This window comes from Dietzia kunjamensis (assembly GCF_045689975.1).
Classification (GTDB): domain Bacteria; phylum Actinomycetota; class Actinomycetes; order Mycobacteriales; family Mycobacteriaceae; genus Dietzia; species Dietzia kunjamensis.
The window spans coordinates 444,222-467,855 of record NZ_CP143297.1 but is presented as its reverse complement, the minus strand read 5'-3'; the positions used below and the strand labels follow the sequence as shown (position 1 = coordinate 467,855).

General features: G+C 69.8%; 25 protein-coding genes and 1 tRNA gene. 6 read left to right on the top strand and 20 right to left on the bottom strand.

Annotation, left to right across the window (positions count from 1 at the left end):
- The first annotated feature begins 127 nt into the window (after positions 1-127).
- Positions 128-826: an IclR family transcriptional regulator gene (locus VZF99_RS02210; protein WP_120285184.1), complete on the top strand. Its 699-nt coding sequence runs from the start codon at positions 128-130 to the stop codon at positions 824-826.
- A gap of 54 nt (positions 827-880) precedes the next feature.
- Here VZF99_RS02210 and VZF99_RS02205 read toward each other — a convergent pair whose 3' ends face one another.
- The 13 genes from VZF99_RS02205 to VZF99_RS02145 form a co-directional block, all read right to left on the bottom strand.
- Complete coding sequence (locus VZF99_RS02205) at positions 881-1,684, bottom strand: crotonase/enoyl-CoA hydratase family protein (RefSeq protein ID WP_120284728.1); 804 nt, start codon at positions 1,682-1,684, stop codon at positions 881-883.
- A 1,148-nt stretch (positions 1,685-2,832) separates the two neighbouring features.
- Positions 2,833-3,126 (bottom strand): hypothetical protein, encoded by a 294-nt coding sequence (locus VZF99_RS02200; RefSeq protein ID WP_407335600.1) that lies wholly within the window; start codon positions 3,124-3,126, stop codon positions 2,833-2,835.
- Positions 3,119-3,484 (bottom strand): hypothetical protein, encoded by a 366-nt coding sequence (locus tag VZF99_RS02195; protein WP_407335599.1) that lies wholly within the window; start codon positions 3,482-3,484, stop codon positions 3,119-3,121. The genes VZF99_RS02200 and VZF99_RS02195 overlap by 8 nt, the downstream gene beginning before the upstream one ends.
- Before the next feature lie 3 nt (positions 3,485-3,487).
- Positions 3,488-3,844, bottom strand: a complete 357-nt coding sequence (locus VZF99_RS02190) for a hypothetical protein (RefSeq protein ID WP_407335598.1) — start codon at positions 3,842-3,844, stop codon at positions 3,488-3,490.
- A gap of 317 nt (positions 3,845-4,161) precedes the next feature.
- On the bottom strand, positions 4,162-5,022 hold the full coding sequence (locus VZF99_RS02185) for a phage major capsid protein (RefSeq protein ID WP_407335597.1): 861 nt from the start codon (positions 5,020-5,022) through the stop codon (positions 4,162-4,164).
- 286 nt (positions 5,023-5,308) lie between these two features.
- Positions 5,309-5,632: a WhiB family transcriptional regulator gene (locus VZF99_RS02180; RefSeq protein WP_407335595.1), complete on the bottom strand. Its 324-nt coding sequence runs from the start codon at positions 5,630-5,632 to the stop codon at positions 5,309-5,311.
- Positions 5,629-5,817 (bottom strand): hypothetical protein, encoded by a 189-nt coding sequence (locus VZF99_RS02175; protein ID WP_407335594.1) that lies wholly within the window; start codon positions 5,815-5,817, stop codon positions 5,629-5,631. Before VZF99_RS02175 ends, VZF99_RS02180 begins: the two co-directional genes overlap by 4 nt.
- Positions 5,814-5,975 carry a hypothetical protein gene (locus VZF99_RS02170; RefSeq protein ID WP_407335593.1) on the bottom strand — a complete coding sequence of 54 codons (162 nt, stop codon included), beginning with the start codon at positions 5,973-5,975 and terminating at the stop codon, positions 5,814-5,816. Before VZF99_RS02170 ends, VZF99_RS02175 begins: the two co-directional genes overlap by 4 nt.
- A 31-nt stretch (positions 5,976-6,006) precedes the next feature.
- Positions 6,007-6,330 (bottom strand): hypothetical protein, encoded by a 324-nt coding sequence (locus tag VZF99_RS02165; RefSeq protein ID WP_407335592.1) that lies wholly within the window; start codon positions 6,328-6,330, stop codon positions 6,007-6,009.
- Positions 6,327-6,827, bottom strand: coding sequence for a hypothetical protein (locus VZF99_RS02160; RefSeq protein ID WP_407335591.1), 501 nt, complete (start codon positions 6,825-6,827; stop codon positions 6,327-6,329). The genes VZF99_RS02165 and VZF99_RS02160 overlap by 4 nt, the downstream gene beginning before the upstream one ends.
- A complete protein-coding gene (locus VZF99_RS02155) occupies positions 6,824-7,141 on the bottom strand; it encodes a hypothetical protein (RefSeq protein WP_407335590.1) in 318 nt (105 codons plus the stop codon). Before VZF99_RS02155 ends, VZF99_RS02160 begins: the two co-directional genes overlap by 4 nt.
- Before the next feature lie 184 nt (positions 7,142-7,325).
- Complete coding sequence (locus VZF99_RS02150; RefSeq protein WP_407335589.1) at positions 7,326-8,474, bottom strand: AAA family ATPase; 1,149 nt, start codon at positions 8,472-8,474, stop codon at positions 7,326-7,328.
- A 178-nt stretch (positions 8,475-8,652) separates the two neighbouring features.
- Positions 8,653-8,862 carry a helix-turn-helix transcriptional regulator gene (locus tag VZF99_RS02145; protein WP_407335588.1) on the bottom strand — a complete coding sequence of 70 codons (210 nt, stop codon included), beginning with the start codon at positions 8,860-8,862 and terminating at the stop codon, positions 8,653-8,655.
- A gap of 115 nt (positions 8,863-8,977) precedes the next feature.
- On the opposite strand from VZF99_RS02145, the gene VZF99_RS02140 reads away from it, so the two are divergent.
- Both VZF99_RS02140 and VZF99_RS02135 read left to right on the top strand, forming a co-directional pair.
- The gene (locus tag VZF99_RS02140) at positions 8,978-9,454 is read left to right on the top strand and encodes a helix-turn-helix domain-containing protein (RefSeq protein WP_407335587.1); all 477 of its coding nucleotides are present in this window, start codon (positions 8,978-8,980) and stop codon (positions 9,452-9,454) included.
- A 1-nt stretch (position 9,455) separates the two neighbouring features.
- Complete coding sequence (locus VZF99_RS02135) at positions 9,456-10,604, top strand: tyrosine-type recombinase/integrase (protein ID WP_407335586.1); 1,149 nt, start codon at positions 9,456-9,458, stop codon at positions 10,602-10,604.
- Between the two features lie 35 nt (positions 10,605-10,639).
- On the opposite strand, the gene VZF99_RS02130 is transcribed toward VZF99_RS02135, so the two are convergent.
- Positions 10,640-10,712: transfer RNA gene (locus VZF99_RS02130), tRNA-Thr, on the bottom strand.
- A gap of 75 nt (positions 10,713-10,787) precedes the next feature.
- A complete protein-coding gene (locus VZF99_RS02125; RefSeq protein ID WP_407335585.1) occupies positions 10,788-12,002 on the bottom strand; it encodes a DNA polymerase III subunit delta' in 1,215 nt (404 codons plus the stop codon).
- Positions 12,003-12,075: 73 nt separating this feature from the next.
- Between VZF99_RS02125 and VZF99_RS02120 the strand changes: the two genes are divergently transcribed.
- Entirely contained in the window at positions 12,076-13,647 is a 1,572-nt protein-coding gene (locus VZF99_RS02120) for an adenylate/guanylate cyclase domain-containing protein (protein WP_407335584.1), read from the top strand.
- A gap of 9 nt (positions 13,648-13,656) precedes the next feature.
- Here the strand turns inward: VZF99_RS02120 and topA are convergent, their stop codons facing one another.
- Positions 13,657-16,635 carry a type I DNA topoisomerase gene (gene topA / locus VZF99_RS02115; protein ID WP_253003126.1) on the bottom strand — a complete coding sequence of 993 codons (2,979 nt, stop codon included), beginning with the start codon at positions 16,633-16,635 and terminating at the stop codon, positions 13,657-13,659.
- 135 nt (positions 16,636-16,770) lie between these two features.
- Positions 16,771-18,471 (bottom strand): alpha/beta fold hydrolase, encoded by a 1,701-nt coding sequence (locus VZF99_RS02110; RefSeq protein ID WP_407335583.1) that lies wholly within the window; start codon positions 18,469-18,471, stop codon positions 16,771-16,773.
- A 244-nt stretch (positions 18,472-18,715) separates the two neighbouring features.
- On the opposite strand from VZF99_RS02110, the gene VZF99_RS02105 reads away from it, so the two are divergent.
- Positions 18,716-20,719 carry a 2-oxoacid:acceptor oxidoreductase subunit alpha gene (locus VZF99_RS02105; protein ID WP_067711455.1) on the top strand — a complete coding sequence of 668 codons (2,004 nt, stop codon included), beginning with the start codon at positions 18,716-18,718 and terminating at the stop codon, positions 20,717-20,719.
- 24 nt (positions 20,720-20,743) lie between these two features.
- Positions 20,744-21,814 (top strand): 2-oxoacid:ferredoxin oxidoreductase subunit beta, encoded by a 1,071-nt coding sequence (locus VZF99_RS02100; protein WP_069388588.1) that lies wholly within the window; start codon positions 20,744-20,746, stop codon positions 21,812-21,814.
- A 68-nt stretch (positions 21,815-21,882) separates the two neighbouring features.
- Here the strand turns inward: VZF99_RS02100 and VZF99_RS02095 are convergent, their stop codons facing one another.
- From VZF99_RS02095 to VZF99_RS02085, 3 genes are all read right to left on the bottom strand, one after another.
- Positions 21,883-22,668 carry an NRDE family protein gene (locus VZF99_RS02095; RefSeq protein ID WP_067711449.1) on the bottom strand — a complete coding sequence of 262 codons (786 nt, stop codon included), beginning with the start codon at positions 22,666-22,668 and terminating at the stop codon, positions 21,883-21,885.
- 78 nt (positions 22,669-22,746) lie between these two features.
- A complete protein-coding gene (locus VZF99_RS02090) occupies positions 22,747-23,334 on the bottom strand; it encodes a hypothetical protein (RefSeq protein ID WP_407335582.1) in 588 nt (195 codons plus the stop codon).
- A gap of 88 nt (positions 23,335-23,422) precedes the next feature.
- Positions 23,423-23,626 carry a cold-shock protein gene (locus tag VZF99_RS02085; protein WP_067711447.1) on the bottom strand — a complete coding sequence of 68 codons (204 nt, stop codon included), beginning with the start codon at positions 23,624-23,626 and terminating at the stop codon, positions 23,423-23,425.
- Between the last annotated feature and the right edge of the window lie 8 nt (positions 23,627-23,634).

The window sequence follows — 23,634 nt, the reverse complement described above, 5'->3', positions numbered from 1 at the left end:
TCTCGTATTCGCCCGGTCGTCCCGCAGGGGCGGATAGTCTTACCCCATGACGCAAGCGGACGTGGGAGGCGACGGGGCGGTGGACGTGCCCCGCATGGACAAGGTCCCCGAGCGTCCCCGGCACCGGATGGTCGACCGGGTCGCGGCGATCATGGAACTCGTCGCCCGATCGGGATCCGGCCTGACGCTCACTGCGGTGGCAAAAGCGCTCGAGGCCCCGATCAGCTCCACGCAGGGCCTGCTCAACGGGCTCGTGGCGGTGGGATACCTCGACGAGCGCAACCGCGTATACACCCTGGGTACGGCACCGTATCTACTCAACGTCATCGCTGGTCGCCCGCCCGTGACGTCCGTGTCGCGGGACCAGCTCCTGGCCCTGCACGCGGAGACAGGGCTCACCACCGCCCTGTCGACCGATGTCGGTGACGACTTGTTCTACGTGGACCACGTCTCCAACGACCCGCACTATTCGTACATCGCGGAGAACCGCCTGCGGCGTTCACTGCTGCGGACCTCGTCCGGCTGGCTCTTGCTCGCCGACCGCGAGAAGCGCGACATCTGGGCCTACCTCAACGCCCGGCCGTCCGCGGAATCCGAGTTCGTGGACAGGTTTCTCGATTCCCTGGAGGAACTCCGCGAGACCGGGGTGTGTACCGCCCCCGGCGTGGCGGTCGACGGCGGGGACGGCGTCTCAGTCGCCCTGCGCGAGAGGGGCCGCACGATCGCGACCGTGGGGGTCATCGCCGCGCGCGACCTCATCGTCGAACGCAGCGAGGAACTGGCCCGCATCTGCCTCCGCCACGCGACGGAATGGGGCCTGCGCTGAGCCTGGTCGCGTGTCGGAGCCAGACCCAGCCCCGGCCCGGCCGAGAGACGGAGATCAGCGACCTGTGTACTCGCCGGCGCGCTTGTCCCCGAACGCCGCGAGCGCCTCGCGGTGATCCTCGGCGTGGTGCGCCAGCGCCTGCATCGCCGCCGACAGCTCGAGGAGCGACTCGAGCGACTGGTGCTGTGACTCGCGGAGCAGCTTCTTGGCCATGCGCACCGAGTGCGGTGGATTCTTGGCCACCCGCGCGGCGAGAGTGTGGGCCGCCTCCAGCAGCTGATCGGGTTCCACGACCTCGTTCACCAGCCCCCACGCGGCGGCCTGCTCGGCCTTGACCCGGTCGCCGGTGAGCGCCATCTCGGCCGCCCGCGCCGGGCCGATCGCCTTGGTCAGCAGCCATGCACCGCCGTCGCCCGGGATGATCCCCAGCTGGACGAAGCTCTCCGCGAACCACGCCCTCGTCGACGCCACCCGCAGGTCGCACATCACGGCGAGGTCGCATCCCGCACCGACGGCCGGCCCGTTCACCGCGGCGACCACCGGCACCTCGCAGTGATACAGGGCGCGCGGGATCCGCTGGATACCCCGGCGGTACCCGTCACGCAGTTCATACGGGCTGCCGCCGAACATCCCCGCTCTGTCCACCATGTCCTTGACGTTCCCGCCGGCGGAGAACGCGGAACCGGCACCCGTCAGGACCACGGCCCGGACGTCATGATCCCCGTTGACCGTGGCGACCTGATCACACAGCGCGTCGACGATCGCCGGATCGGAGATGGGATTCCGGGAGTCCGGCAGGTTCATCGTCCACGTCTCGATGTGGTCCGCTCGCTCGACGAGCAGGGGCGCAGTGGTCATGGGAGTCCTTTGATCGAGGGGCGAACAGCCGACGATATGCAACTACGTAAACTGTTACCTGACAGTAGCGAGTGATCGTCGTCACCGTCAATGATCGCGAGCGCAGGACATTCGGCGGGACCCGGGAGCCAGGCATCATGTCGCCCCCGGGAAGCGGACCGGACGACAGAAAACCCCGGACCTGGGAGGGCGGGGGTTGACAGCGTTCGGCGTTCCGATGGAGCCGCGTGTCGGAATCGAACCGACGACCTTTTCATTACGAGAACAATCATCCACCCCTGGTGGGAGGCCCGAACCCCTCCCCACCAGGGGTGTTGTGTGTTGTCACCGTTGGCTAGGTGGGGGGTGTTGTGGGGAGTTTGTGTCCAAAGTGTGTCCACGTCGGCATCCTCCGCCACCGCCATGTCGGGCCATCGGCGCACAATGACGACATGCCCGGTCTCACGTTCACCTTCCACGGCCCCGACGGTCAGCACGTCGCGGCCGTCGATGGAGTGGTGTCCGTGGACGTCCGAGACCACTGGAAGGCGTACCTCCTAGAGAAGGCCGCCGCCTCCCTCCAGCCCCAGACCCCCACGGGTCCCTGGAGGTTGGGCGGGAAAGGCATGGAAGACGCCGCCAGCGTCTACTGGGCGGCGCGGATGGTGGTCCCAGGGTGGCCGCGTACCGGCCAGACTCCACGGACCCCGTACATGCCCCCGGGAGAGCCGGGCGTCGTGTACTAAGTTGACGGGGCTTGACATTCCAGGGTGAGGCATTAGTTTAGGCGCGCCCGGTCCAGGGGATTACTCCGAAGGAGTTGGAATGGCATCACGACCAGAACGGCCGTACAAGGTGGAAGGGGGAACGGGCGACTTCAGGGACGTCTACTCCCCCGCCCATTCATCGTGGGTCTCCGTGCGGAAGCAAGCCGTCAACCGCGTCGGCCTGGAGGTGACCGGGATGGCAGAGGACGGCACCACCGCGACCTTCCGGATGAAGCACGGGGAGGTGTGGCGAGTGCGATAGCCCGGCGTCGACACCTGGGCATATCCCCGGAATGGTCTCCAGGTGGTCCATAGACGGCCTATCCCCCCCTCCCTAGCCTTCCACCCCAGGGACGCGGGGATAGGTCGTCTCCGTGGACTCCTCCGCCCGCTCCGCCGCCACTAGGCCAGAAGGAATGTGTGGACCGGCCGGTAGAGGGCGGAGATCCGCTCCAGGTCCCGCCAGTCCTCCGTGGTGAACTCCAGGACCCCGCCGGCCTCGATCACCCGGGCGGCCATGTTCACCGCCACCGCCGCTATGGCCTGGTCGGGGTGGGAGGACCGTGGGACCGGCCCCGTGGTGGCCACGATGAGGCGGGCCGCCGCCGGCCCCATGGCGTAGGCCCGGGCGACCTCGGCGTCGGTGGCCGGACGGCCCAGGCGTGACTGGAGGGCGGCGCGGAAGGTGCTACTCATCGTCCGTCACCTCCCCGGCGTCCAGGGGTTGGGTCTCCACGGTCGGCTCCTCCGGCTCCGGCTTCCGCAAGGGGACCACGGTGTCGTCCACGACCTGGGGGGCCTTGCCACGCTGGAGGCGGACCCGGGCGTGGGTGAGGCGGTGAGGGTCGAAGAACTCCGCCGCCACCTCCCGGGGAAGGGCGGAGGAGTCCACAACGGCCGCATCTCCACGTCGGAGGGCGGCGGCGGCCCTGGTGGCCGGGTTCTGGGTCCCCGCCATGTCCGCGTAGAGGTGCATCTGCCGGGTGGCCGGCGACGTCAGGTAGGCGCCCACAAGGTCACCGACGGGACCGGTCGGGGCGGTGAGTCGGGCCATGACCTACGCACCCCCTGAGTGGACGCCGTGCCATCGGACGTTGGCCGCGTGCTGGGCGCGTCGGTCCTTTTCCTTGGGCTTCACCAGGGCTTCGACGCGCTCGATGATGCCCCGGCCCCACTTCTCGCCCTGGGACTCCTGAAGTCGAATCTCGGCGGCCAGGAGGGAGATCCGGTTGGCCGATGGCTCCGCCGCCGCCCTCTCCCTGGCCAGGTCCTCATCCAGGGCTTCCGCCCGGTCGTAGGCCCGGCGGATGGCCGCCAGGAGGTCTTCGTCGGCCTCATCCAGTTCCACGCCGTCAGGGATGACGGCCTTGATGGCGGTCACCGCCCGGAGTCCCCGGGATCGTTTCCTGGTCATGGTGCCCTCCTAGTTGGGCGTTTGTAGGGCCTCCACAGAGGCCAAAGTCTGTTCGTTACATTGTCGGGGCGGGGTGGATCCTCGAAGTCCTCCAGAAATGCCTGCTCACGGCCTCGGATGCAATGCCTAGCCGATCATGGAAGGCGGGGACTAGGGTCAAGCCCCCTGGGTACCTCAGCCAACTGGACGGGTGATCTAGAGGAAGTCCACAACGACCACCGCTGGCGTGGCCGGTGACCAGGCACAACGCCGCCGCCACCATCGGGGAAGTCCCGGGTGACGACGGCGCTGGCCTGGTGGTCATGGACGGTCGTCCGTTACTCCGCCGGGAGGACGATCTTCACCACGGCCGTGGGATCCGGGAAGGCGAAGCCCACCCCGATCACCGACCGGATGGCGGTCACGTCCTCACGGAAGCCCACGGACGTGTCCACGTCGAAGCGGACGTCAGTGGACCGGAGGACGAAGACCCCGGACTTGTCGGTGGCCCAGATGACACCCGGGTCCACCGCCGGGGAGACCACCAGTTCCATCCCGGCCAACCGTCGGACGTTGTCGGTGCCGGCGGTGACACCGTCGTCCACCAGCGACTTCCCACTGTCCGCCGACTCCTTGATCTGCCGGAGGCGGACCAGGGTGGTCGGATGGACGTGGAGGTGCGTGGCCTGGCGGTAGTTGACCTCCAGGGCACCCGCCGCCTCCACCAGCGCGTCCAGGCTGGTGAGGGTGGTCGGGGTGACCTCCTCGACGTCGGCCACCGACCCCAGACCAGCCGGGGCGTTCGGCGTGGTTCCGTCCCCGTAGTAGGCCGCGTCGATCTTCTGGACCGTGTCGCGGGCCATGGACCGCGTGTGGAGTTTGACCAGGTCCACCGCCTGTGACAGCCGGGCTTCGTTGCTCACCGACGTCAGCGCGGCGACCTTGTGGAGGGTGGCCGGCGTCGTCTCCAGCGTCAGCGCGGACTCCGTGATGGCCGTGGCTTCCGGGGTCCAGTTCGCCGTAGCCCCGGACCGGAGGACCGGGACCTGGGCGAGATAGGTCCCGGTGGTGATGAGTGTCCCCGCCCGGAAGGCGGCGGACTCAAGTTCCACGCGCTCGACCAGCGCGGTCCGGAACTCCTTCAGTACGCCCTCATTGTCAGCGTTGCCGGCCAGGAAGGCCAGGTCTCCTAGTGCCATGATGATTCTCCCCTTTGGGGTAGTCGGGACCGCCGCCGGGATCCGGATGGCGGAGGAGTCATCCTCGACGCCCGTCGCGGTGCGGCGGTGTTATCTGGTCCCGTGGAAGTCCATCCCCGGGGGTCGGCCGTCAGGCCGGAAGTTCTCGACGTCTTCGGTCCGGGCGTCCTGCCCTTCGTGGACCTTCGGTGGAGAGTGGCGGTGGAGAGTCATCTCCACCGCCGCCCACCGTGTACCCCCGTCGGAGTAGGTACACCTCCAGGATACGCCCGTAGAGGGGTGGACGCTAGGCGGCGTCCTCCTCCTCCGGGGCCAGGAGATCCAACTCGCCCCACCGCCGTGGGACCCTCACGACCCCCGCGATCACGCCCACCCGGCGCTGGCGGGGGGTCTCCAGCCTCCAGGCGTTGCACTCGGCCAGGACGGGGCAGGATCGGCAGACCTCCCCGGCCGCCCGGTAGCGGGCGTCACGCTCCTCCACGGACTCCCCGTGGAGGACGTCGTCGTGGAGTCCCAGCCCGGCGCACGCGGCGGATTCCGCCCACTCGCCAGGCACCGGGGCGGAGTCCCAGTAGGTGGCCACCGTCGGCGGCTTCGGCTTCGCGGTCATAGATCACCAGCCCCCTCCGCCGCGTCCCCATAGAGCCGTCGAAGGTTCTCCGCGTCCAGGATGGTGTCCTCCAGGCGCTTCGTATCATCCGCCCATACGGCTCCGATGATCCGGACCTTTCCGCCGGCCGTGAGGGCGTCCACGGGGGGATCGGCGGCGTCTGTGGCGCGTAGTTCGTCGGTCATGCCGCCGCCCTCCCCTCCCATGCGGCCACAACGGTGGCCGCCGCCTGGATGGCCTGGGCATCGGAGAGTTTCATCCCCGCCTCCTGGGCCTCCTGTTGGGTATCACGGGCCAGCCGCACGATGCGGTCCGGTACTCCGTAGAACTCACTCGTGGCCATGATGGCCTCCTATCTGTAGGTCCCCGCCGCCTCATGCGGTGGGGTGTTGTTCTTCTTCTTCTGTAGTGGGCTGGATCCAGTCCATGTCCACGCCCGCCTCCGTGGAACTCACGCCGTCGTGGACCTCGGCGGACTCCGGGTGTCGATCCCGCCAGAGCCAGAGCCGGTCCTCCTGGCCCCCGTACACGGCCAGGGCCTCCCCCGCCGCCATGGAGACCTCCGGGACCGTCACGCCGAACCTCACCGGTCCGTCGTCGGGATCCGGCGGCGGCGGGACGTACCGGCCGGCCGCCGCCGCCGTGGTGGGCAGGAGGTACCGGCGGGTGAGAGGCCGGAGGCGGATCCGCCGCCTCATCGGTCCAACTCCCGGGCATCGTCGGTGAGGTACTGGGACAGATCCACCGGCTCCCACGATGAGTCCCCGTCGTCACCTGTCAGGGCCACCTGGACCGCCTGGAGTGTGGCGGCGTAGTCCTCCACGTCCTCCCGGGCCACCACCGACTCCAGGCGGAGGTCCTGCCGCCGCCGGTCGTCCTGGCCTGGCAGGAGAGCCAGGACCGTGTCGCGGACGATCTGGTCCACACCGTGGCCGCCGGCCGGGTCCATCGTGTGAAGGCGGTCCAGGACGTACGTCTGGGCCACCTGGCGGTCCTGCCAGTTGTGCTCACCGAAGACCTCCCGGAGGGCCGGCTTGTAGTGCTGCCCCCAGAGACACCCTCCACACGCCTGGTCCACGTACCCCAGGCGGATGAGGGCTTCGGTGGCGTCCAGCGCGATAACCACGCGGTCCAGGTCGTCCCATTCCCGGCGGAGAGTGGTGATCTCCGCCGCCGCCTTCGGCCTCGCGCTCATCGTTGCCACCCCGCATCCACCGCGTCCTGGTGCTGGCGCTGGAACGCCCGCTGGAAGTGCCAGAGGGCATCTATATCGACGGCCGGGTAACGCTCCGGGTAGTCGCGGTGAAGCGGTGGCCCTGTGATGACCTCACAGTCCACGATCCGGACCACCGGGACGACCATGGACCGCCCCAGGCGCTCCCCGGTCAGCGCGGACACCAGGGCCACGCGGACGGCGGTCTCCGTCGCCGCCTCCACCACCCCGACGGGACACTGTCCGTCGGTCGTACCGATGGCGACCCAGTCACCTTCGTCAAAAAGTTGGGACATGCTGTTCCTGCCTCTCCATCTGCCTCGCCGCCTCATGCGGTGAGGTCCGTTTTGTGTGGCCTCCAGTTCGTCACCGGAGGCCGTTTTCAGTTCGGTAGTTCAGTCAGTTCGTCTATAGACGAACTGACGAACTACTGACCTGGGGTTTTTCAGTTCGTCCGACGAACTAGGACGAACTGACGAACTACCCCTCATCCACTGGTGTGGCGGCGGAATCCGGGGCACCTGGACCCACTCCGGCGGCGGGGTCCAGGGAGTGAAGGTTGGCGTTGTGCGCCCCCTTCTCCACCTTCACCAGGAACCGCCGCCGGCCCTCCTTCACGGCGTCCCTGGCGGCCTTCTGTCCGACGCCCTTGGCCTCCAGCCGCTTCTCCAGTTCCTTCGCGGTGAGGGCTTCCCCGGCGTCCTTCAGGACCTCTAGGACCGCCTCCAGGGCACCGGCCACCTTCGCCTCCTTGCGGCCCCCTACCGACACCGTCAGGTTCCGGCGGTCGTCCATCGTGAGAAGTTGCTCCGGCTCATTCACGTCACGGCCGAAGGCGGAGAAGTACCGAAGACTGGTGGGGTCGTCCGGGTCGTCGCGGATGATCTTCCACGTCACGTCCGGCCAGTCCTGGAGACGTGAGTCCCCGCGTGCCCGCTCGCCGCTGTGGCCCATGTGTTGGACCAGGACGACCTCCCCGACACCGGCCTCCTTCACCAGGGCATCCAGGGCCACCAGGAACCGACCGGTGTCCCGGTTCTCATCCAGCCCCAGCGCGTCCAGGATCGGGCGGAGACAATCCACCACCAGGACGTCGTGGCCCTGGATCCGCTCCACCCACTCCTCCCGGACGGTGTCGTCCATGAGGTCGAACGTGGAGAGGGCACCACGGAGGGTGTACATGGTGACCCGGTCGGCACCGTCCATGTCGAAGTCCCGGTACCACCGGCGGAGGGTGCGTTCATCCATCTCGTCGTCCACCACGGCGACCTTGCCCACCGTGGCCACGTCGTACTTCCCCAGGAACTTGTCACCGTCCACCAGGGACCGGACGATATTGCCCACCGTCGTGGTCTTACCCGCTTTGTAGGCGGAGACCAGGATGGCGTGGCCACCCACCGGCAGGAGACGATCCACCCGGTACTGGACCTCCTCATCGGGCTGGGCCAGCATCTCCGCCAGGGTGACGGGCCGTGGCATCTCCTGGCGGGTCAGACCGCGCTCCTCGGCATCAACGCGCCGGCGGGCCTTACGGTCGGCGCGGTGCCACACCGTCCGCTCCCGTTCGATCTCGGCTTCCGTCTGGGGCTTACGGGCGTGACCACCACGTAACCCCGTGGCGGCGGCCATGGCTTCCGCCTCCCGGAGGGCGATAGCCTTGGAATAGTCGTAGCGAAGCATCACCGACCACCGCCCACGGAGTGAGAAGTGGTTCCCAGATCCTGGACCGCCACGGTATCCTGGAGGTCAGAACTGGGCAGGTTCTCGGGGGCCGCTCCACTGAAAGTGGGGCGGCTTCTCTCGTTCTTCATGCCGACACCGCCCCCGTCTCCGGGGTGGTCACGTGGGCGTCGATCCATGCCCACACGGCGGCAGGGTCGTAGTAGACCCGCTTGCCGACCTTCGCGTACGCCGGCCCGGTCCCGATGTGCCGCCAGTAGTTCAGGGTCCCCACGGGGATCCCGGTGGCCTCCGCCGTCTCCCTGGTGGTCCAGGGCCTCTCTCGGTTCACGCTCATGGCGTTACCTCCATCCGTTGTTGGTGCCTAACACGTACGACCTTCCTTGGGTTGTGTTGGTTTGTCAACCGCTACAGTGTTAGCGTGGACCTCGAAGACCCACCAGGAGGACGACATGGACGACGTAGACACCACGGTCAGGGAGACAATCCGACGACTTCGGGAGGACCGGGGATGGAGTCAGGGAGACCTATCCGACCGGCTCCGTGAGGCCGGATGGTCCGCCGCCCGCCAGACCACCGTGTCCCGCATAGAGAAGGGGGACCAGGTGGTGAAGGCGGCGGAGTTGGTCGTCCTGGCCCGGGTCCTGGAGACCGACGTGGAGGCGTTGCTCATGGGCACCGCCGACCGCCGGGCCGCCATGGCCGCCTGGGATGCCCTGGAGTCCGCCGCCGTGGCCCTTCGCGGGGCCTCCTGGAAGGTCGGGGCGTGCCTGGACCGGCTGGCCACCGCCGCCACCCCGGAGGTCCTGGCCACCCTGGACCCCGACGGCCGCGACCAGATCCTGGCCGTCCTGGACTTCGGCCAGCCCGACGCCGAACTGATAGACCGCCGCGTGGCGCTCATGCGCGGCACCACGGAGGAGAACTGACATGGCCACGATCACGAAGTACGCCACCGCCGGCGGGGAGAAGTGGGAGGTGCGCTACCGCACGCCGGAGGGCAAGACCACGCGCAAGCGTGGGTTCACCACGAAGCGGGACGCCTCCGCCTTCGCCGCCTCCACGGAGGTGTCGAAGATGACCGGCGGGTACGTCGCACCGTCGGCCGGCCGCGCCACGGTGGGCACCGTCGCCGCCAGGTGGGAGTCGGGCCTGGCGGGCCTGGCGGAGACCACCAGGGCGTCGAACCTGTCCGTGTACCGATCCCATGTGGCCCCACGGTGGTCGGAGGTCCCCGTGGGGAAGGTGAAGGCGTCAGCGGTGAGGACGTGGGTGTCGGAGATCCACTCCGCCGGGGTGGGGCCGTCCACGATCACGCGGGCGGTCGGTGTCTTCCGGCAGATCCTCGCCGTGGCCGTGGAGGACGGCCACCTGGCCACGAACCCGGCCCTGGACGTCCCTCTCCCGCGCCGCCAGCATCGGGTGAGGGGCTACCTCACCCACGGCCAGGTGGAGGCCCTGGCGGGCCGTCTGGAGGCCCACGACGCCGCCCTGGTGCGGTTCCTCGCATATACCGGGCTACGGTTCGGTGAGGCGGCGGCGCTCACCGTGGCCGACGTGGACATGCTCCGCCGGCGGGTGACGGTCCAGCGGTCGGTGGCCGAAGCCGGTGGGAAGGTCGTGACCACCCCGGGGAAGACCTCCACGCGGCGCACGGTCCCCTTCCCGGCGTTCCTGGCCACCGATCTCGCCGCCCTCATGGTCGGCCGGTCCCGGGATGCCTTGGTGTTCACCGGCCCCGGTGGCCGGGTGCTCCGCCTGTCGAACTGGCGGCGTCGGGTGTTCTCGCCGGCCCTCATGGCGGCGCGGTTCGATGACCCGGGGTTCCCGGAGGTCACGCCCCACGACCTCCGCCATACGGCGGCGTCCCTGGCCATCTCCGCCGGGGCCAACGTCAAGGCCGTCCAGACCATGCTCGGCCACGCCAGCGCGGCCATGACGTTGGACGTGTACTCCGACCTGTTTCCGGACGACTTGGAGGCGGTGGCGGCGCGTCTCGATGAGGCCCGATCCGCGTCCATCGGGACGGTTCGTGTCCAAAGTGTGTCCACGCACGACGAAGGGGCCGCCTCCGCCTAGTGCGGAAACGGCCCCTGGCCTGGTCTTACTGTCAGAGCCGCGTGTCGGAATCGAACCGACGACCTTTTCATTACGAGTGAAATGCTCTACCGACTGAGCTAACGCGGCGAGCCCTTGTGGGGCGACGCAACTATATCCGACGGACCCCCGTCGCCGGAAAACGACCCGCCCCCGCCCCGGTTGTCAGCCCAGTGCCTCGCGGATCGCGCCCACCATGGCGGACACCGCGAACTTGGGTTTGACGTTGACCTCGATCGCCGCCCGGCACTTCTGGATCGCCTCGATCGCCCGGAGGATCGCCGCGGCCGGGTAGTGGCCACCGAGCCTCGCGGCCTCCTCCGCCTTGTCCGGATGGGCCGGGTCGACCTCGCGGGCGCCGAGCGCCGACATGAGCGCATCCCGGTAGAACCCCGCCAGGTCGACCAGCGCGAGGTCCAGTGAGTCGCGGGTGGACCGGGTCCGTCGCGACTTCTGGGCCTTCTCGAGTTCCTTGACCGCGCCCGTCGCACCCCGCCCGGCCGACGCGGTGCCCTTACCGGTGCCGCCCGCACCCAGCGCGGTGCGCAGCTCCTCGACCTCGCGCTCGTCGGATTCACTGTTGCGTGCCAACGCCTCCTGCTCCGCGGCGCTGACGAGCCGGTCCGCGAGAGGGAACGCCCGGCCGGGATTGTGCATGACCATGGGCAGCTGGAGGACGACGTCCCGGCGCTCCCGGGTCGCCTCGTCGGTCGCCAGCCACCGGGCACGGCCCACGTGGCCCGAGGAGACCGACGCCGCCCACTGGGCCAGATCGGGGTCTATCGCGTCCCCGCCGGCGAGCAACGCACGCTCGACCGCCGACGCGTCCGGCTGACGCAGCGCGACGTTCCGCGAGCGCGACCGCAGGGTCACCATGATGTCCATCGGGTCGGTGGTCGGCGAGCACAGGAGGAACACGGTCCGACTGGGCGGCTCCTCCACCACCTTGAGCAGGGCGTTTCCGGACTGCTCGGTGAGCCTGTCCGCCTCCTCGACCACCACGATCTGCCAGCGCCCGGTGCCGGGGCGGCTCGCCGCGCGGTGGATGGTCTCCTTGACGTCCTTGAGGAGGATGTTGACGCCCTGCGGGGCGAGCAGGTGCACGTCCGCGTGGGTGCCGGCCAGCACCGTGTGGCATGCCCGGCACTCCCCGCAGCCCACCACGTCCGGGTCCTCGCACTGCAGGGCGGCGGCGAACGCCATGGCCGCCACGCTGCGGCCGCTGCCCGGCGGACCGGTGAACAGCCAGGCGTGGACCATCCGGGCGTCCGAGGCATCCCACCCCTGTCCCGGCACGCGGGCACGAGCGGCCGTGGCGGCAGCGGTCAGCTCCGCCACGACGTCGGCCTGTCCGGCCAACCGATCGAACACCCCGGGCATGGTCCCCACCTTATCCCCGCCCACCGACACACCTACGTTCCCGGCATCACCGGTGCGAACTAGGCTTGGGCCGATGGAACGATGGGTCAGGTTGTTCAGGTGGCTGTGGGCCACCCCCTGGCCCGTCTATGCCCTGACGATGGTGCAGGCGAACATCATCGGCGCGGTCTTCGTGTTCTCGTTCCTGCGCTTCGTCCTGCCGATGGACCGGTTCCTCGACCTCGACCAGTTCCGCTTCCTCAACCAGTACCTGTTCATCGGCTATCTCGTGTTGGCCTTCGTCGGCGGCGTCATCGCCTCGACGCTGCTCCTCCTGCCCGTGTTGCGGGTCGACCGGTCGGGCGCGGAGTTCGACGGCGCCATCCGTCGCCGTACCCTGCGCCTGCCGTTCCACCAGGCGCTCATCTCGGGGGCCATGTGGGTGACCGGGACGCTGCTGTTCGTCGCCGTCAACGTGGGCCACTCCCCCAGGTTGGCTCTCATCGTGGCGGTGACCAGCCTGCTCGGCGGCAGCACCACCTGCCTGATTTCCTACCTCCAGGCCGAGCGGATCATGCGACCGATCACGGTCCGCGCCCTGTCCAGGGGGGTGCCGGAGAGCCGCCATGTCCCCGGTGTGCGTCGCCGGATCTTCCTCGGCTGGTCACTGACCACGGTCATCCCCATCGCGGGCATCCTGCTCATCCTCACCGGACACTGGTTCGGCCTGTTCGGCGACGACCCCGGTCTGATCCTCGTCGCCCTCGCGGTGCTGGCGAGTGTCGCCGTGATCGCCGGCGCGATCGGCATGGGGCTGGTCTCGGACTCGATCGCCGACCCGGTGCGCGAGATGCAGGCGGGCGTCAGTCGCGTCAAGCAGGGCGATCTCGAGACCCGCGTGACGATCTATGACAGCTCGGAGATCGGCCAGCTCGCCCAGGGGTTCAACGAGATGGTCACGGGCCTGCAGGAACGTGAGGCCATCCAGGACCTCTTCGGTCGCTACGTGGGCGAGGACGTCGCACGCAACGCGCTCGAGCGGGGCACCGAACTGGGCGGGCAGGAGCGCCAGGTCGCGGTGCTGTTCGTCGACCTCACCGGTTCGACGGAGTTCGCGGCGGCCCACGAGCCGGCCGAGGTGGTCTCCGTGCTCAACGACTTCTTCCGGATCGCCGTCGAGTCCGTCGACACCAACGGCGGGTACATCAACAAGTTCCAGGGCGACGCCCTGCTCGCGGTCTTCGGGGCGCCGCTGGAGGTGGACAACGAGGCCGGCCGTGCGCTGCGGGCCGCGCGTGCACTGCAGAGCAGACTCGCTGACCTGGCCCCGCTCACGGCGGGGATCGGCGTCTCCTACGGCACCGTCATCGCCGGACACATCGGCCACGCCAAGCGGTTCGAGTACACGGTCATCGGCGACCCGGTCAACGAGGCCGCCCGCCTCACCACGCTGGCCAAGATGGAGCAGGGACACGTTCTGGCGTCGGCGGCCACGATTCACCGGGCCGACGCCCCCGAGGCGGCACGCTGGGTGCTGGGCCGCAGCGTCGAACTGCGCGGCCGGGGCATCATGACCCAGCTCGCCCGACCTCTGCGCCCCACCCTCGCGGACCGGTGGCAGGCCGGCACCGTGGAGCTGCGCCCGGCCGACGACCCGGCGCGCTGACCGCGGGCCTCAGCGGCGCGACGCCGCCGTCTTCTTCGCCGGCGACTTGCGGGCCGGAGCCTTCTTCGCGGGCGCCTTCTTCGGCGGCGACTTGGCGCGCCGCTCCGAGAGCAACTCGGAGGCGCGGGCGTCGGTGAGGCTCTCCACGGTGTCGCCCTTGCGCAGGGAGGCGTTGGACTCCCCGTCGGTCACGTACGGGCCGAAGCGACCGTCCTTGACCAACATCTGCTTGCCGGAGACCTCGTCGACCCCCATCTCACGCAGCGCCTTGGGGGCGGCGGCCTGCCGGCCCCGACGCTTGGGCTCGGAGTAGATCTTCACCGCGTCCTCGAGCGTCACCGTGAACACCGCGTCCTCGGAGTCGAGCGTCCGGGAGTCTGTGCCCTTCTTGAGGTACGGCCCGTAGCGACCGAGCTGGGCGGTGATCTCCTCGCCGCTGGTGGGGTCGACGCCCACCACGCGCGGCAGCGACAGGAGCTTGAGCGCGTCCTCCAGCGTCACCGTCGCCGGCTCCATGGACTGCATCAACGACCCGGTCCGGGGCTTCGGTCCGGTGGGGCTGTCGGCCTCCTTCTTCGCCCGGCGGGTCACGGCGGCCTTGGCCTTGGTCGCGGCCTTCTTGGCCTCGGCCCTGGCGTCGTCGTCCTTGGCGGCGGCGATCGCGGCGTCGCGCTCGGCGTCGATCCGCTTCTTCTCCGCATCCGCGTCGGCGAGCACCTTCTTGGCCCAGACCGCCTTCTCGGCGTCGGTGGCCTCGGGGAGCTTCTCGGTGACGTAGGGGCCGTAGCGCCCGTCCTTGACGACGATCTCGTGTCCGGTCTCGGGGTCCACGCCCAGCGGGCGGCCGTCCTGAGGGGTCGAGAAGAGCTTCTCGGCCACCTCGAGTGTGAGCTCGTCCGGGCTCATCCCCTCGGGCAGGTTGGCCCGCTGGGACTCCTCGGCGCCGTCCTCGCCGGCGACCATGCGCTCGAGATACGGACCGTAGCGACCGACCCGGACGTGCACCGGGCGGCCCTCGGAGTCGTCGAACACCCGGATCGAGTTGATGCTGCGGGCGTCGATCGCCTCGAGGTTGACGTCGACGAGGTTCTTCAGCCCCACGGCGTAGTTGGCCTTGTCCTCGTCGCCGGAGCCCTCGGCGGCACCGAAGTAGAAGCGCCGCAGCCAGTCGTCCCGGTTCTCGCGGCCCTCGGCGATCGCGTCGAGTTCGTCCTCCATCAGCGAGGTGAAGTCGTAGTCGACGAGCCGGCCGAAGTTCTGCTCCAGCAGTCCGACCACGGCGAAGGCGACCCAGCTGGGGACCAGCGCGTTGCCGCGGACGTAGACGTATCCCCGGTCCTGGATGGTGCGGATGATGCTGGCGTAGGTCGACGGGCGGCCGATGCCCATCTCCTCCATCGCCTTGACCAGGCTCGCCTCGGTGTAGCGGGCGGGTGGGCTGGTGGTGTGCCCGTCGGGGACCAGGTCGGTGCCGGTGAGCTGCTGTCCCTCGTCGAGGCGGGGCAGGCGCCGCTCGGCGTCGTCCGCCATCTGCTTCTCCGAGCCCTCGGCCGGGTCATCGGTCGCCTCGACGTAGGCCTTGAGGAAGCCGGGGAACGTGATGGTGCGGCCCGAGGCGGCGAAGGTGGCGCGCTCGTAGCCGGAGGCGTTGTCGCCGGCGTCACCGCTGATGCGGATGCTGACGGTCGTGCCGCGCGCGTCGGCCATCTGGGAGGCGACCGTGCGCTGCCAGATGAGCTCGTAGAGCCGGTATTCCTCGGCGTCGAGGGCACTGTGGAGCTGCCCGGGGGTGGCGAAGGTCTCGCCGGCGGGCCGGATGGCCTCGTGGGCCTCCTGCGAGTTCTTGACCTTCCGGGTGTACTGCCTCGGCGTGGGTGAGACGTAGTCGCTGCCGTACAGCTCCGTGGCCTGCGCGCGGGCGGCTGCGATGCCGCCCTCGGACAGGGTCGTGGAGTCGGTACGCATGTAGGTGATGTAGCCGTTCTCGTACAGTCGCTGCGCGATCCGCATGGTGCGCTCGGACGTGTACCGCAGCTTGCGGCCGGCCTCCTGCTGGAGGGTGGAGGTCATGAACGGCGCGTAGGGGCGCCGTGTGTACGGCTTGGACTCGACGGAGTCGACGACGAAGTCAGCACCGGTCAGCGCGTCGGCCAGCGCCCGGGCCGCCGGTTCGGCGAGGACGACGGAGTCCTTGGCCGCGCCGGTGGACTTCAGACGCCCGTCCTGGCCGAAGTCGCGGCCCTGCGCGACCCGGGCGCCGTCGACGGCGGAGAGGCGGGCGGTGAAGCTGCGGGGTTCACCGGCGTCCCCGCCGGCGGATCCCTTCGTGGCCAGGGTCGCGGTGATGTCCCAGTAGTCCGCGGCGACGAACGCCATGCGCTCGCGCTCACGCTCAACGATCACGCGGGTGGCCACCGACTGCACGCGGCCGGCGGACAGTCGCGGCATGACCTTCTTCCACAGCACCGGGGAGACCTCGTAGCCGTAGAGACGGTCGAGGATCCGGCGGGTCTCCTGGGCGTCGACGAGGTCGGTGTCGAGCTCGCGCGTGTTCTCGGCGGCGGCGAGGATGGCGGGCTTGGTGATCTCGTGGAACACCATCCGCTTGACCGGGACCTTGGGTTTGAGGACCTCGAGCAGGTGCCAGGCGATCGCCTCGCCCTCACGGTCGGGGTCTGTCGCCAGCAGGAGCTGGTCCACGCCGGCGAGTTCCTTCTTGAGCTCGGCGACCTTCTTCTTCTTGTCGGCGCTGACGACGTAGATGGGTTCGAAGTCGTCGTCCGGGTTCACCCCGAGCCGCGCCCACGGCTCCTTCTTGTACTTGGCCGGGATGTCGGCCGCGCCCTTGGGCAGGTCGCGGATGTGTCCGACCGACGCCTCGACCACGTAGTCGGACCCCAGGTAGGGCTGGATCTTGCGTGCCTTGGTGGCGGACTCGACGATCACCAGGCTCCGCTTGCCGCCCGATGCTGCCTTCTTGCTCGCCACTGGAGTGCTCCCAACCTGCGCTGATTCCGTCGCCGACGCCCTTCACCGACCACCGGTCCCGGCTACGGTACGCGTGCCGGGGCCCTTCTATAGGAATTCATACCAGGCGGGATGCCCTCCACGAGAACCGTCGAGTCACCCCTCCGGCACCCACGGTGGGCTTCCCGGCGCGGGGCGCGGGGTGTCCAGATATTGCCCGGGTTCCGCCTGACCGGTCTCGAGATACCGCAGGACGATCTCGTCGACCGCCTCGTTGCCGGTGTCGAAATGGCAGTGCACGGTGCCCCGGATCCGGACGAGTGTGCCTCCCGTCGCGTCGGCGGTGGCCGGACCGAACATCCCCGGGGTGTTGGGGTCGTGGTCGGACTGGATGATCAGGGGCGGCGCGGCCATCTCGCGTGCCTCGATGCGCGGCGGGACCGCGGAGGGCGGGTAGAGGCAGGATCGGGTCTGCTCGGTCAACGCCCACACGTCCTCGCCGGTGCTACCCGCCGGGTCGCTGCTGCCGATCAGGGCCGGGGCCGCCAGGTTCGTCCGGGGCGGCGCGGTCTCGTTGCAGTTGATGATCTTCAGGTAGGTGGCCTGGTCGGACGTCACCGGGGGCCGGCCGGTGCGCTCCTCGGCCTCCTCCTCGATCCGCTCGTCCAGCTCCTCCGGTGTCTCGACGTCGGGCGCCGTGCCGTGCACCTTCGCCGAGATCGCCCAGGCGATGTCGGGCCAGGCGTCGGGGGACCGGCTGTAGAAGTCGAGGACCCGGAAGTAGCCCACGGCGTCGTCCGGCGTCGAGTCGAACCCGCCGGTGGACGCGACGGCGGCGTTCTCCGCCCGCACCGACCCGGTGTTGAGGGCGTCGAGGGAGCCCGCCGCCAGCGATCCGGTGGGAACCGACCCCGGGGCGTCATCGCCCGGCACGGCGGGGGGCGGAAGGAACCGGCCCGCGGCCGCCCCCTCCGACAGGTCGAGCTCGTGGATCCGCCGGTACACCTTCAGGGCGGTGTCCCCCAACGCGTAGACGTCGTCGTACTCGGCGATCCACGCGAGGACGTAGTCGCGCGCCCGGTGCCGATTCTCCGCCTGCCGCTGGTGGAACTCGTACCACCACGTCTCGGACGGTCCGACCGAGGAGTCCAGCACCATCCGGTCGAGGCTCTGCGGGAACAGGGTCTGGTACATCATCCCGATCGCGGTGCCGTAGGAGTACCCGAGGAAGGAGATGCGCTCCAGGCCCATGCGTTCGCGGACCACCTCGTGGTCGCGCACGACGTTCTCCGTGGTGATGGACCGCACGAACTCCGGGTCGGTGGCCATGCACCGCGCGGCCTGCTCGTTGAGGTCGTCGTCGGGGTCGGAACGGTCCGGGGCCTCCACCTCCGGCCCGGGGAGACACTCGAGCGCGCCCGATCCCGCCAGGCCCCGGGGCTGCACGATCACCAGATCGTGGGTGCGACGGATCTCGTCGACGGCGGAGTCGTCGTCCCTGTCGAGTGCGGTGTACCAGAGGGTGCGGGCGTCGCCTCCCGGCCCGCCGGGGTTGGAGAACAGTGCCCCCTGACGATCGCCCGTGGCGGTGATCCTGCGGACCTCGATCCCCACGGTGCGACCGTCGGGGTCGGCGTGGTCGACGGGGACCGTGACGGAGGCGCACAGGACGTCGGGGCGGGGCAGGCGGTGGAGGACGTCGGCCGCCGACTCCGCGGGGCACGGGGTCCAGGTCACGACGTCAACCCCGGTCAGGGTGGAGGTGGGTGTGGGCGTGGCCGGGGCGACGGGTGGTAGTACGACGACGACGAGGGCTGCGGTCGCGGACGCGACCAGGCGTCGTGAGAAGTGGGGCATGATGACGAGTTTTTCATCTCCGCTGCGTTCCGGGGGGTTTTCCTGCGGGGGGACCGCCCGACTGGCAGCAATAGACAGATCGGTCTAGGGTGAGGGAAGAAGCCACGTCGCCGAACTGGAACCTGTTACAGTCCCGGTCACACGGTCGTGGCCGCGGGCTGCGCCGGAATCGGCGTACCGTCGAGGGCTGAACGGGAGCCGCGACAAGCCTCGATTCATCACGACTTTCTGGAGGTCAGCACCGGTGGGCAACTCGTCCAAGACCAAGCTGGACAAGGTGGTCATCCGCATCGCGGGTGACTCGGGCGACGGCATGCAGCTCGCCGGTGACCAGTTCACCTCCGAAGCCGCCGCCTTCGGCAACGACCTGGCGACCCAGCCCAACTACCCCGCCGAGATCCGGGCCCCACAGGGCACGATCCACGGGGTCTCGAGCTTCCAGATCCAGATCGCGGACTACGACATCCTCACCGCCGGTGACCGTCCCGACGTGCTGGTGGCGATGAATCCGGCGGCGCTCAAGGCCAATATCGAGGACCTGCCCTCGGGCGGCATCCTCATCGTCAACTCCGACGAGTTCACCAAGCGCAACCTCACCAAGGTCGGGTACGAGTCCAACCCCCTGGGGTCGCCGGCCTTCGAGGCGTTCCAGGTGCACGAGGTCGCGATGAGCACCCTGACGATCGGTGCGGTCGAGTCGGTCGACCTCGGCAAGAAGGACGCCGAGCGCTGCAAGAACATGTTCGCCCTGGGGCTGCTCACGTGGATGTACGGGCGCACGGTCGACTCGATCGAGAACTTCCTCAAGGACAAGTTCGGCAAGAAGCCGACCATTCTCGAGGCCAACATCCTCGCCCTGCACGCGGGCTGGAACTACGGCGAGACCACCGAGGCCTTCGCCTCGGAGTACGAGATCGCCCCCGCCAAGCTGCCCGAGGGCCGCTACCGTCAGGTCACCGGCAACACGGCGATGGCCTACGGCCTGGTCACCGCGGGCCGGTCCGCCGACATGCCCGTCTTCCTGGGCACCTACCCCATCACCCCGGCCTCGGACATCCTGCACGAGCTGAGCAAGCTCAAGCAGTTCGACGTCACGACCTTCCAGGCCGAGGACGAGATCGCCGGCGTCGCCGCGGCACTGGGCGCCTCCTACGGAGGAACCCTCGGTGTCACGTCCACCTCCGGTCCCGGTCTGGCCCTCAAGTCCGAGGCCATCGGCCTGGCCGTCATGACCGAGCTGCCGCTGGTGGTCATCGACGTCCAGCGTGGCGGCCCCTCGACGGGCCTGCCGACCAAGACCGAGCAGTCCGACCTGTTGCAGGCCCTGTTCGGGCGCAACGGCGAGTCCCCCGTCGCGGTGATCGCCCCGCAGTCCCCCGCGGACTGCTTCGAGATCGCCCGCGAGGCCGCCCGGATCGCGGTCACCTACCGGACCCCGGTCATCGTGCTGTCCGACGGCGCGATCGCCAACGGCTCCGAGCCGTGGCTGCTGCCCGACGTCGCCGCCCTGCCTGCGATCGACAAGAACTTCGCCACGGCCCCCGAGGCCGAGGGCGAGGGCGACGACGGCAAGCCCGCCTCCGAGTACCTCCCCTACGCCCGTGACCCGGAGACGCTGGCGCGCGACTGGGCCATCCCGGGCGAGCCCGGACTCGAGCACCGCATCGGCGGACTGGAGAAGGCCAACGGCACCGGCAACATCTCCTACACCGCCGACAACCACGACCTCATGACCCGGACCAGGGCCCTGAAGATCGCGCTCATCGACGTGCCCGATCTCGAGGTCGACGACCCGTCCGGTGAGGCCGACGTGCTGGTGGTGGGCTGGGGTTCGTCCTACGGGCCCATCGGCGAGGCCGTACGCCGCGCCCGCGCGAACGGCCACCGCGTGGCCCGCGCCCACGTGCGTCACCTCAACCCGCTGCCGCACAACATCGGTGAGGTGCTCGAGCAGTACCGTCGGATCCTCGTCCCGGAGATGAACCTGGGACAGCTCGCCATGCTGCTCAAGGCCCGCTTCCCCGCCGACATCCAGCCCATCACCAAGGTGCACGGTATGGCGTTCTCGGCCGAGGAGCTGCAGACCGCCATCGAGTCCGAGTTCGCCGGCCGCCTCGCCCACACCGAGCACGACAAGTACCGCCTGGCGCTCGACGGGGTCATCACCACCACCGGCGAGCCCGCGGCCCGCAACCGGCGGATCGGGCACACCGCCACCGGCACCACCACCGCCAACCGAACCCGCTGACCTGCGAGCGAGGAGAGGAACCCCATGACCACAACCGAATCCGGCCTCGTCGGCAGCGCACTGCCGCTCGACGCGTTGGCGTCCGTGCCCAAGACGGATGCTCCGCAGAAGCCCAAGGACTACACCTCCGACCAGGAGGTGCGCTGGTGCCCCGGCTGCGGCGACTACGTCATCCTGGCCACCATCCGCGCCCTGTTGCCCAAGCTCGGGCTCAAGCGCGAGAACATCACCTTCATCTCCGGCATCGGCTGCTCGAGCCGTTTCCCGTACTACCTCGAGACGTACGGGATGCACTCGATCCACGGCCGTGCCCCGGCCATCGCGACCGGCCTGGCCACCGCGCGCCCCGACCAGTCGGTCTGGGTCGTCACCGGTGACGGCGACGCCATGTCCATCGGCGGCAACCACCTGATCCACACGCTGCGCCGCAACGTGAACTTGAACATCCTCATGTTCAACAACCGGATCTACGGGCTGACCAAGGGCCAGTACTCGCCCACCTCCGAGCCCGGCAAGGTCACCAAGTCCAGCCCGATGGGCTCGCTGGACCACCCGTTCAACACCCTGTCGCTGGCGATCGGCGCCCAGGGCACCTTCATCGCCCGCGCCCTGGACTCCGACCGCAAGGGCCTGACCGAGGTCCTCGACGCGGCCGCACGCCACCGCGGCACGAGCTTCGTGGAGATCCTGCAGGACTGCCCGATCTTCAACGACGGTTCCTTCGACCTGCTCCGCAAAGAGGACGCCGGCGACCACCTGATCCCGGTGCGCCACGGCGAGAAAATCATCTTCGGTGACGACGGCCAGCACTGCGTCGTGCGCCGCGGTTTCTCCCTCGCGGTGGCCGCGACCGCCGACGTGGACGAGGCCGACATCGTCGTCCACGACGCCCACGCCGACGACCCGACCTACGCCCACGCCCTGGCCAACCTGTCCAGCCAGGACCTCGAGTACACGGTCACCGGCATCATCCGGCAGGTCCGCCGCGACACCTACGACGACCTCGCCCGCGGCCAGGTCGCCGCCGCCAAGGAGACCTCACCCACGGACCTGCAGGCGCTGCTCGACGGCAGCAACACCTGGACCGTCGGCTAGGGCCGAAGGCACCACCCGCGCCGCGTCAGCGGCGTCGGAACCAGCCGCCCGCGGGGGCGGTCACCGGCTCAGATGCGCCTGGTGACCGTCCCCGTGATGCGTCCTCGGGCGTCCCACGTGCGCTCGACCACGTCGGCCACGCCGTGCTGGTCGACGCGCACGGCGGTGGTCGACCGGGTGCCGTACCGCCGGCCGATGCGGACGAACCTCGACGACAGCCGCCACTCGTGCGTCAGCGGCACGCCCGTGCGCGGCATCGTCCACGGTGTCGCCGGGCGACGATCGGCCAACACGTCCAGCAGCGCCCCGGACCAGTCCGGGCCTGTCATGACGTCGGTGCCCATGAGCGCTCTGACGTCGTGGACCGCGCCCACCACCTTCGGCCAGGGGGTGTCCAACGAGGCGTTCGACAGCCCGTGGACGCCGGTGCCGAGCGCAACCGGGCCGCGGGTGGAGCGGTTGGACGCCCACCACATCCGGTCGAGGTCGCCGGCCAGGAGGTTGACGCCCCCGTAGCGATCGAGGTCGTCGACGACGTGGTGGGCGAACTCCGCGACGGGCACCGGCCCGGTGAGCGCGTCGATGGGCAGCTCGCCGCGGGAGGCGGCTGCGGGGAGCACGGGTCCGGGCTCGCGCACGTTGGTCACCGCCGAGAACCGTCCGCCCGGGGCCACCGCGAGCCAGGTCCCGCCCGCGGTGACGTCCCGGCCGGCGACGATGCCCTCGGCGCCACCGGCGTCGGCGGTCCACTCGTGCAACGGCTCGGTGGGCCGGCTCAGGACCTCGTCCCGGTTGGCCACCACGATCAGCGGGTAGTGAGGGTGGACCCGACGGGCGACGACCAGCATGCACATACCCCCACGGTACTTCGGGCGGCGTCCGCCCAGCGCAGGGCCGACGTCCGGCGCGACGGCGCCAACTATGAGGTCCAGCTAGCCGGGCCAGTGCTGCGGCGGGACCCCGGCGGGCGCGGGCCCGATGCTCTGCGCCAGACGCGTGCGAGCTCGGGCCGTCCCGAGCCGCAGCAGCGGCCCGCCACCCTTGGAGCCGACGTAGGTGGTCCGGATCCCGACGCGCTCCAGCGCCGCGCGCAGGGCGTCCCGTCGAGGCGCATGGTGTTCCATCGCGGCGTCGATGCCCAGCTCGACCGCTCCCCCGTCGGTGACGTGGCCGGCGGTGAGCACCCAGACGCGTAGCGCACCGGCGGAGGGCGTCCACCCCTCGGGCACCGCGGTGACCGCGCCCCGCCGCCAGCGGCGCACCACCGGTACCAGGGCCGGGGTCCGCGCGGTCGACACCGTGCAGCGGCCGTCCGGGCCCGCCTCCGAGCGGATCGGATCGAGTCCCGCCTCCGCCAGGAGGGACTCCAGCACGTCCGCCCGCCAGGCCGCGTCGAGGGCCACAGAGACCTGCGCGAGCTCGCCGGCGAGGGTGGACTGACCCCGGGCGGCCAGCACCCCCTCCAGGTCCGAGGGCTCGGGGACGTGGTCGTCCGCGGCGAAGAACGACAGCTGCGTCACGGACCAGAGCCTACGGTCGACCCCCGACACATCGCGAGGCCCCCACCGCGCGTGCGGTGGGGGCCTCGCCGTGATCGAGCGGAGCGCCTCAGATGGCGCGGACCTCCTGGGCCTGCGGCCCCTTCTGGCCCTCGCCGACCTCGAACTCGACGCGCTGGTTCTCCTCGAGCGACTTGAAGCCCGAGCCCTCGATGGAGGAGTAGTGGACGAAGAGGTCGGCCGAACCGTCCTCAGGGGCGATGAAACCGTAGCCCTTCTCCGCGTTGAACCACTTGACGGTGCCCTGTGCCATTTTGATGT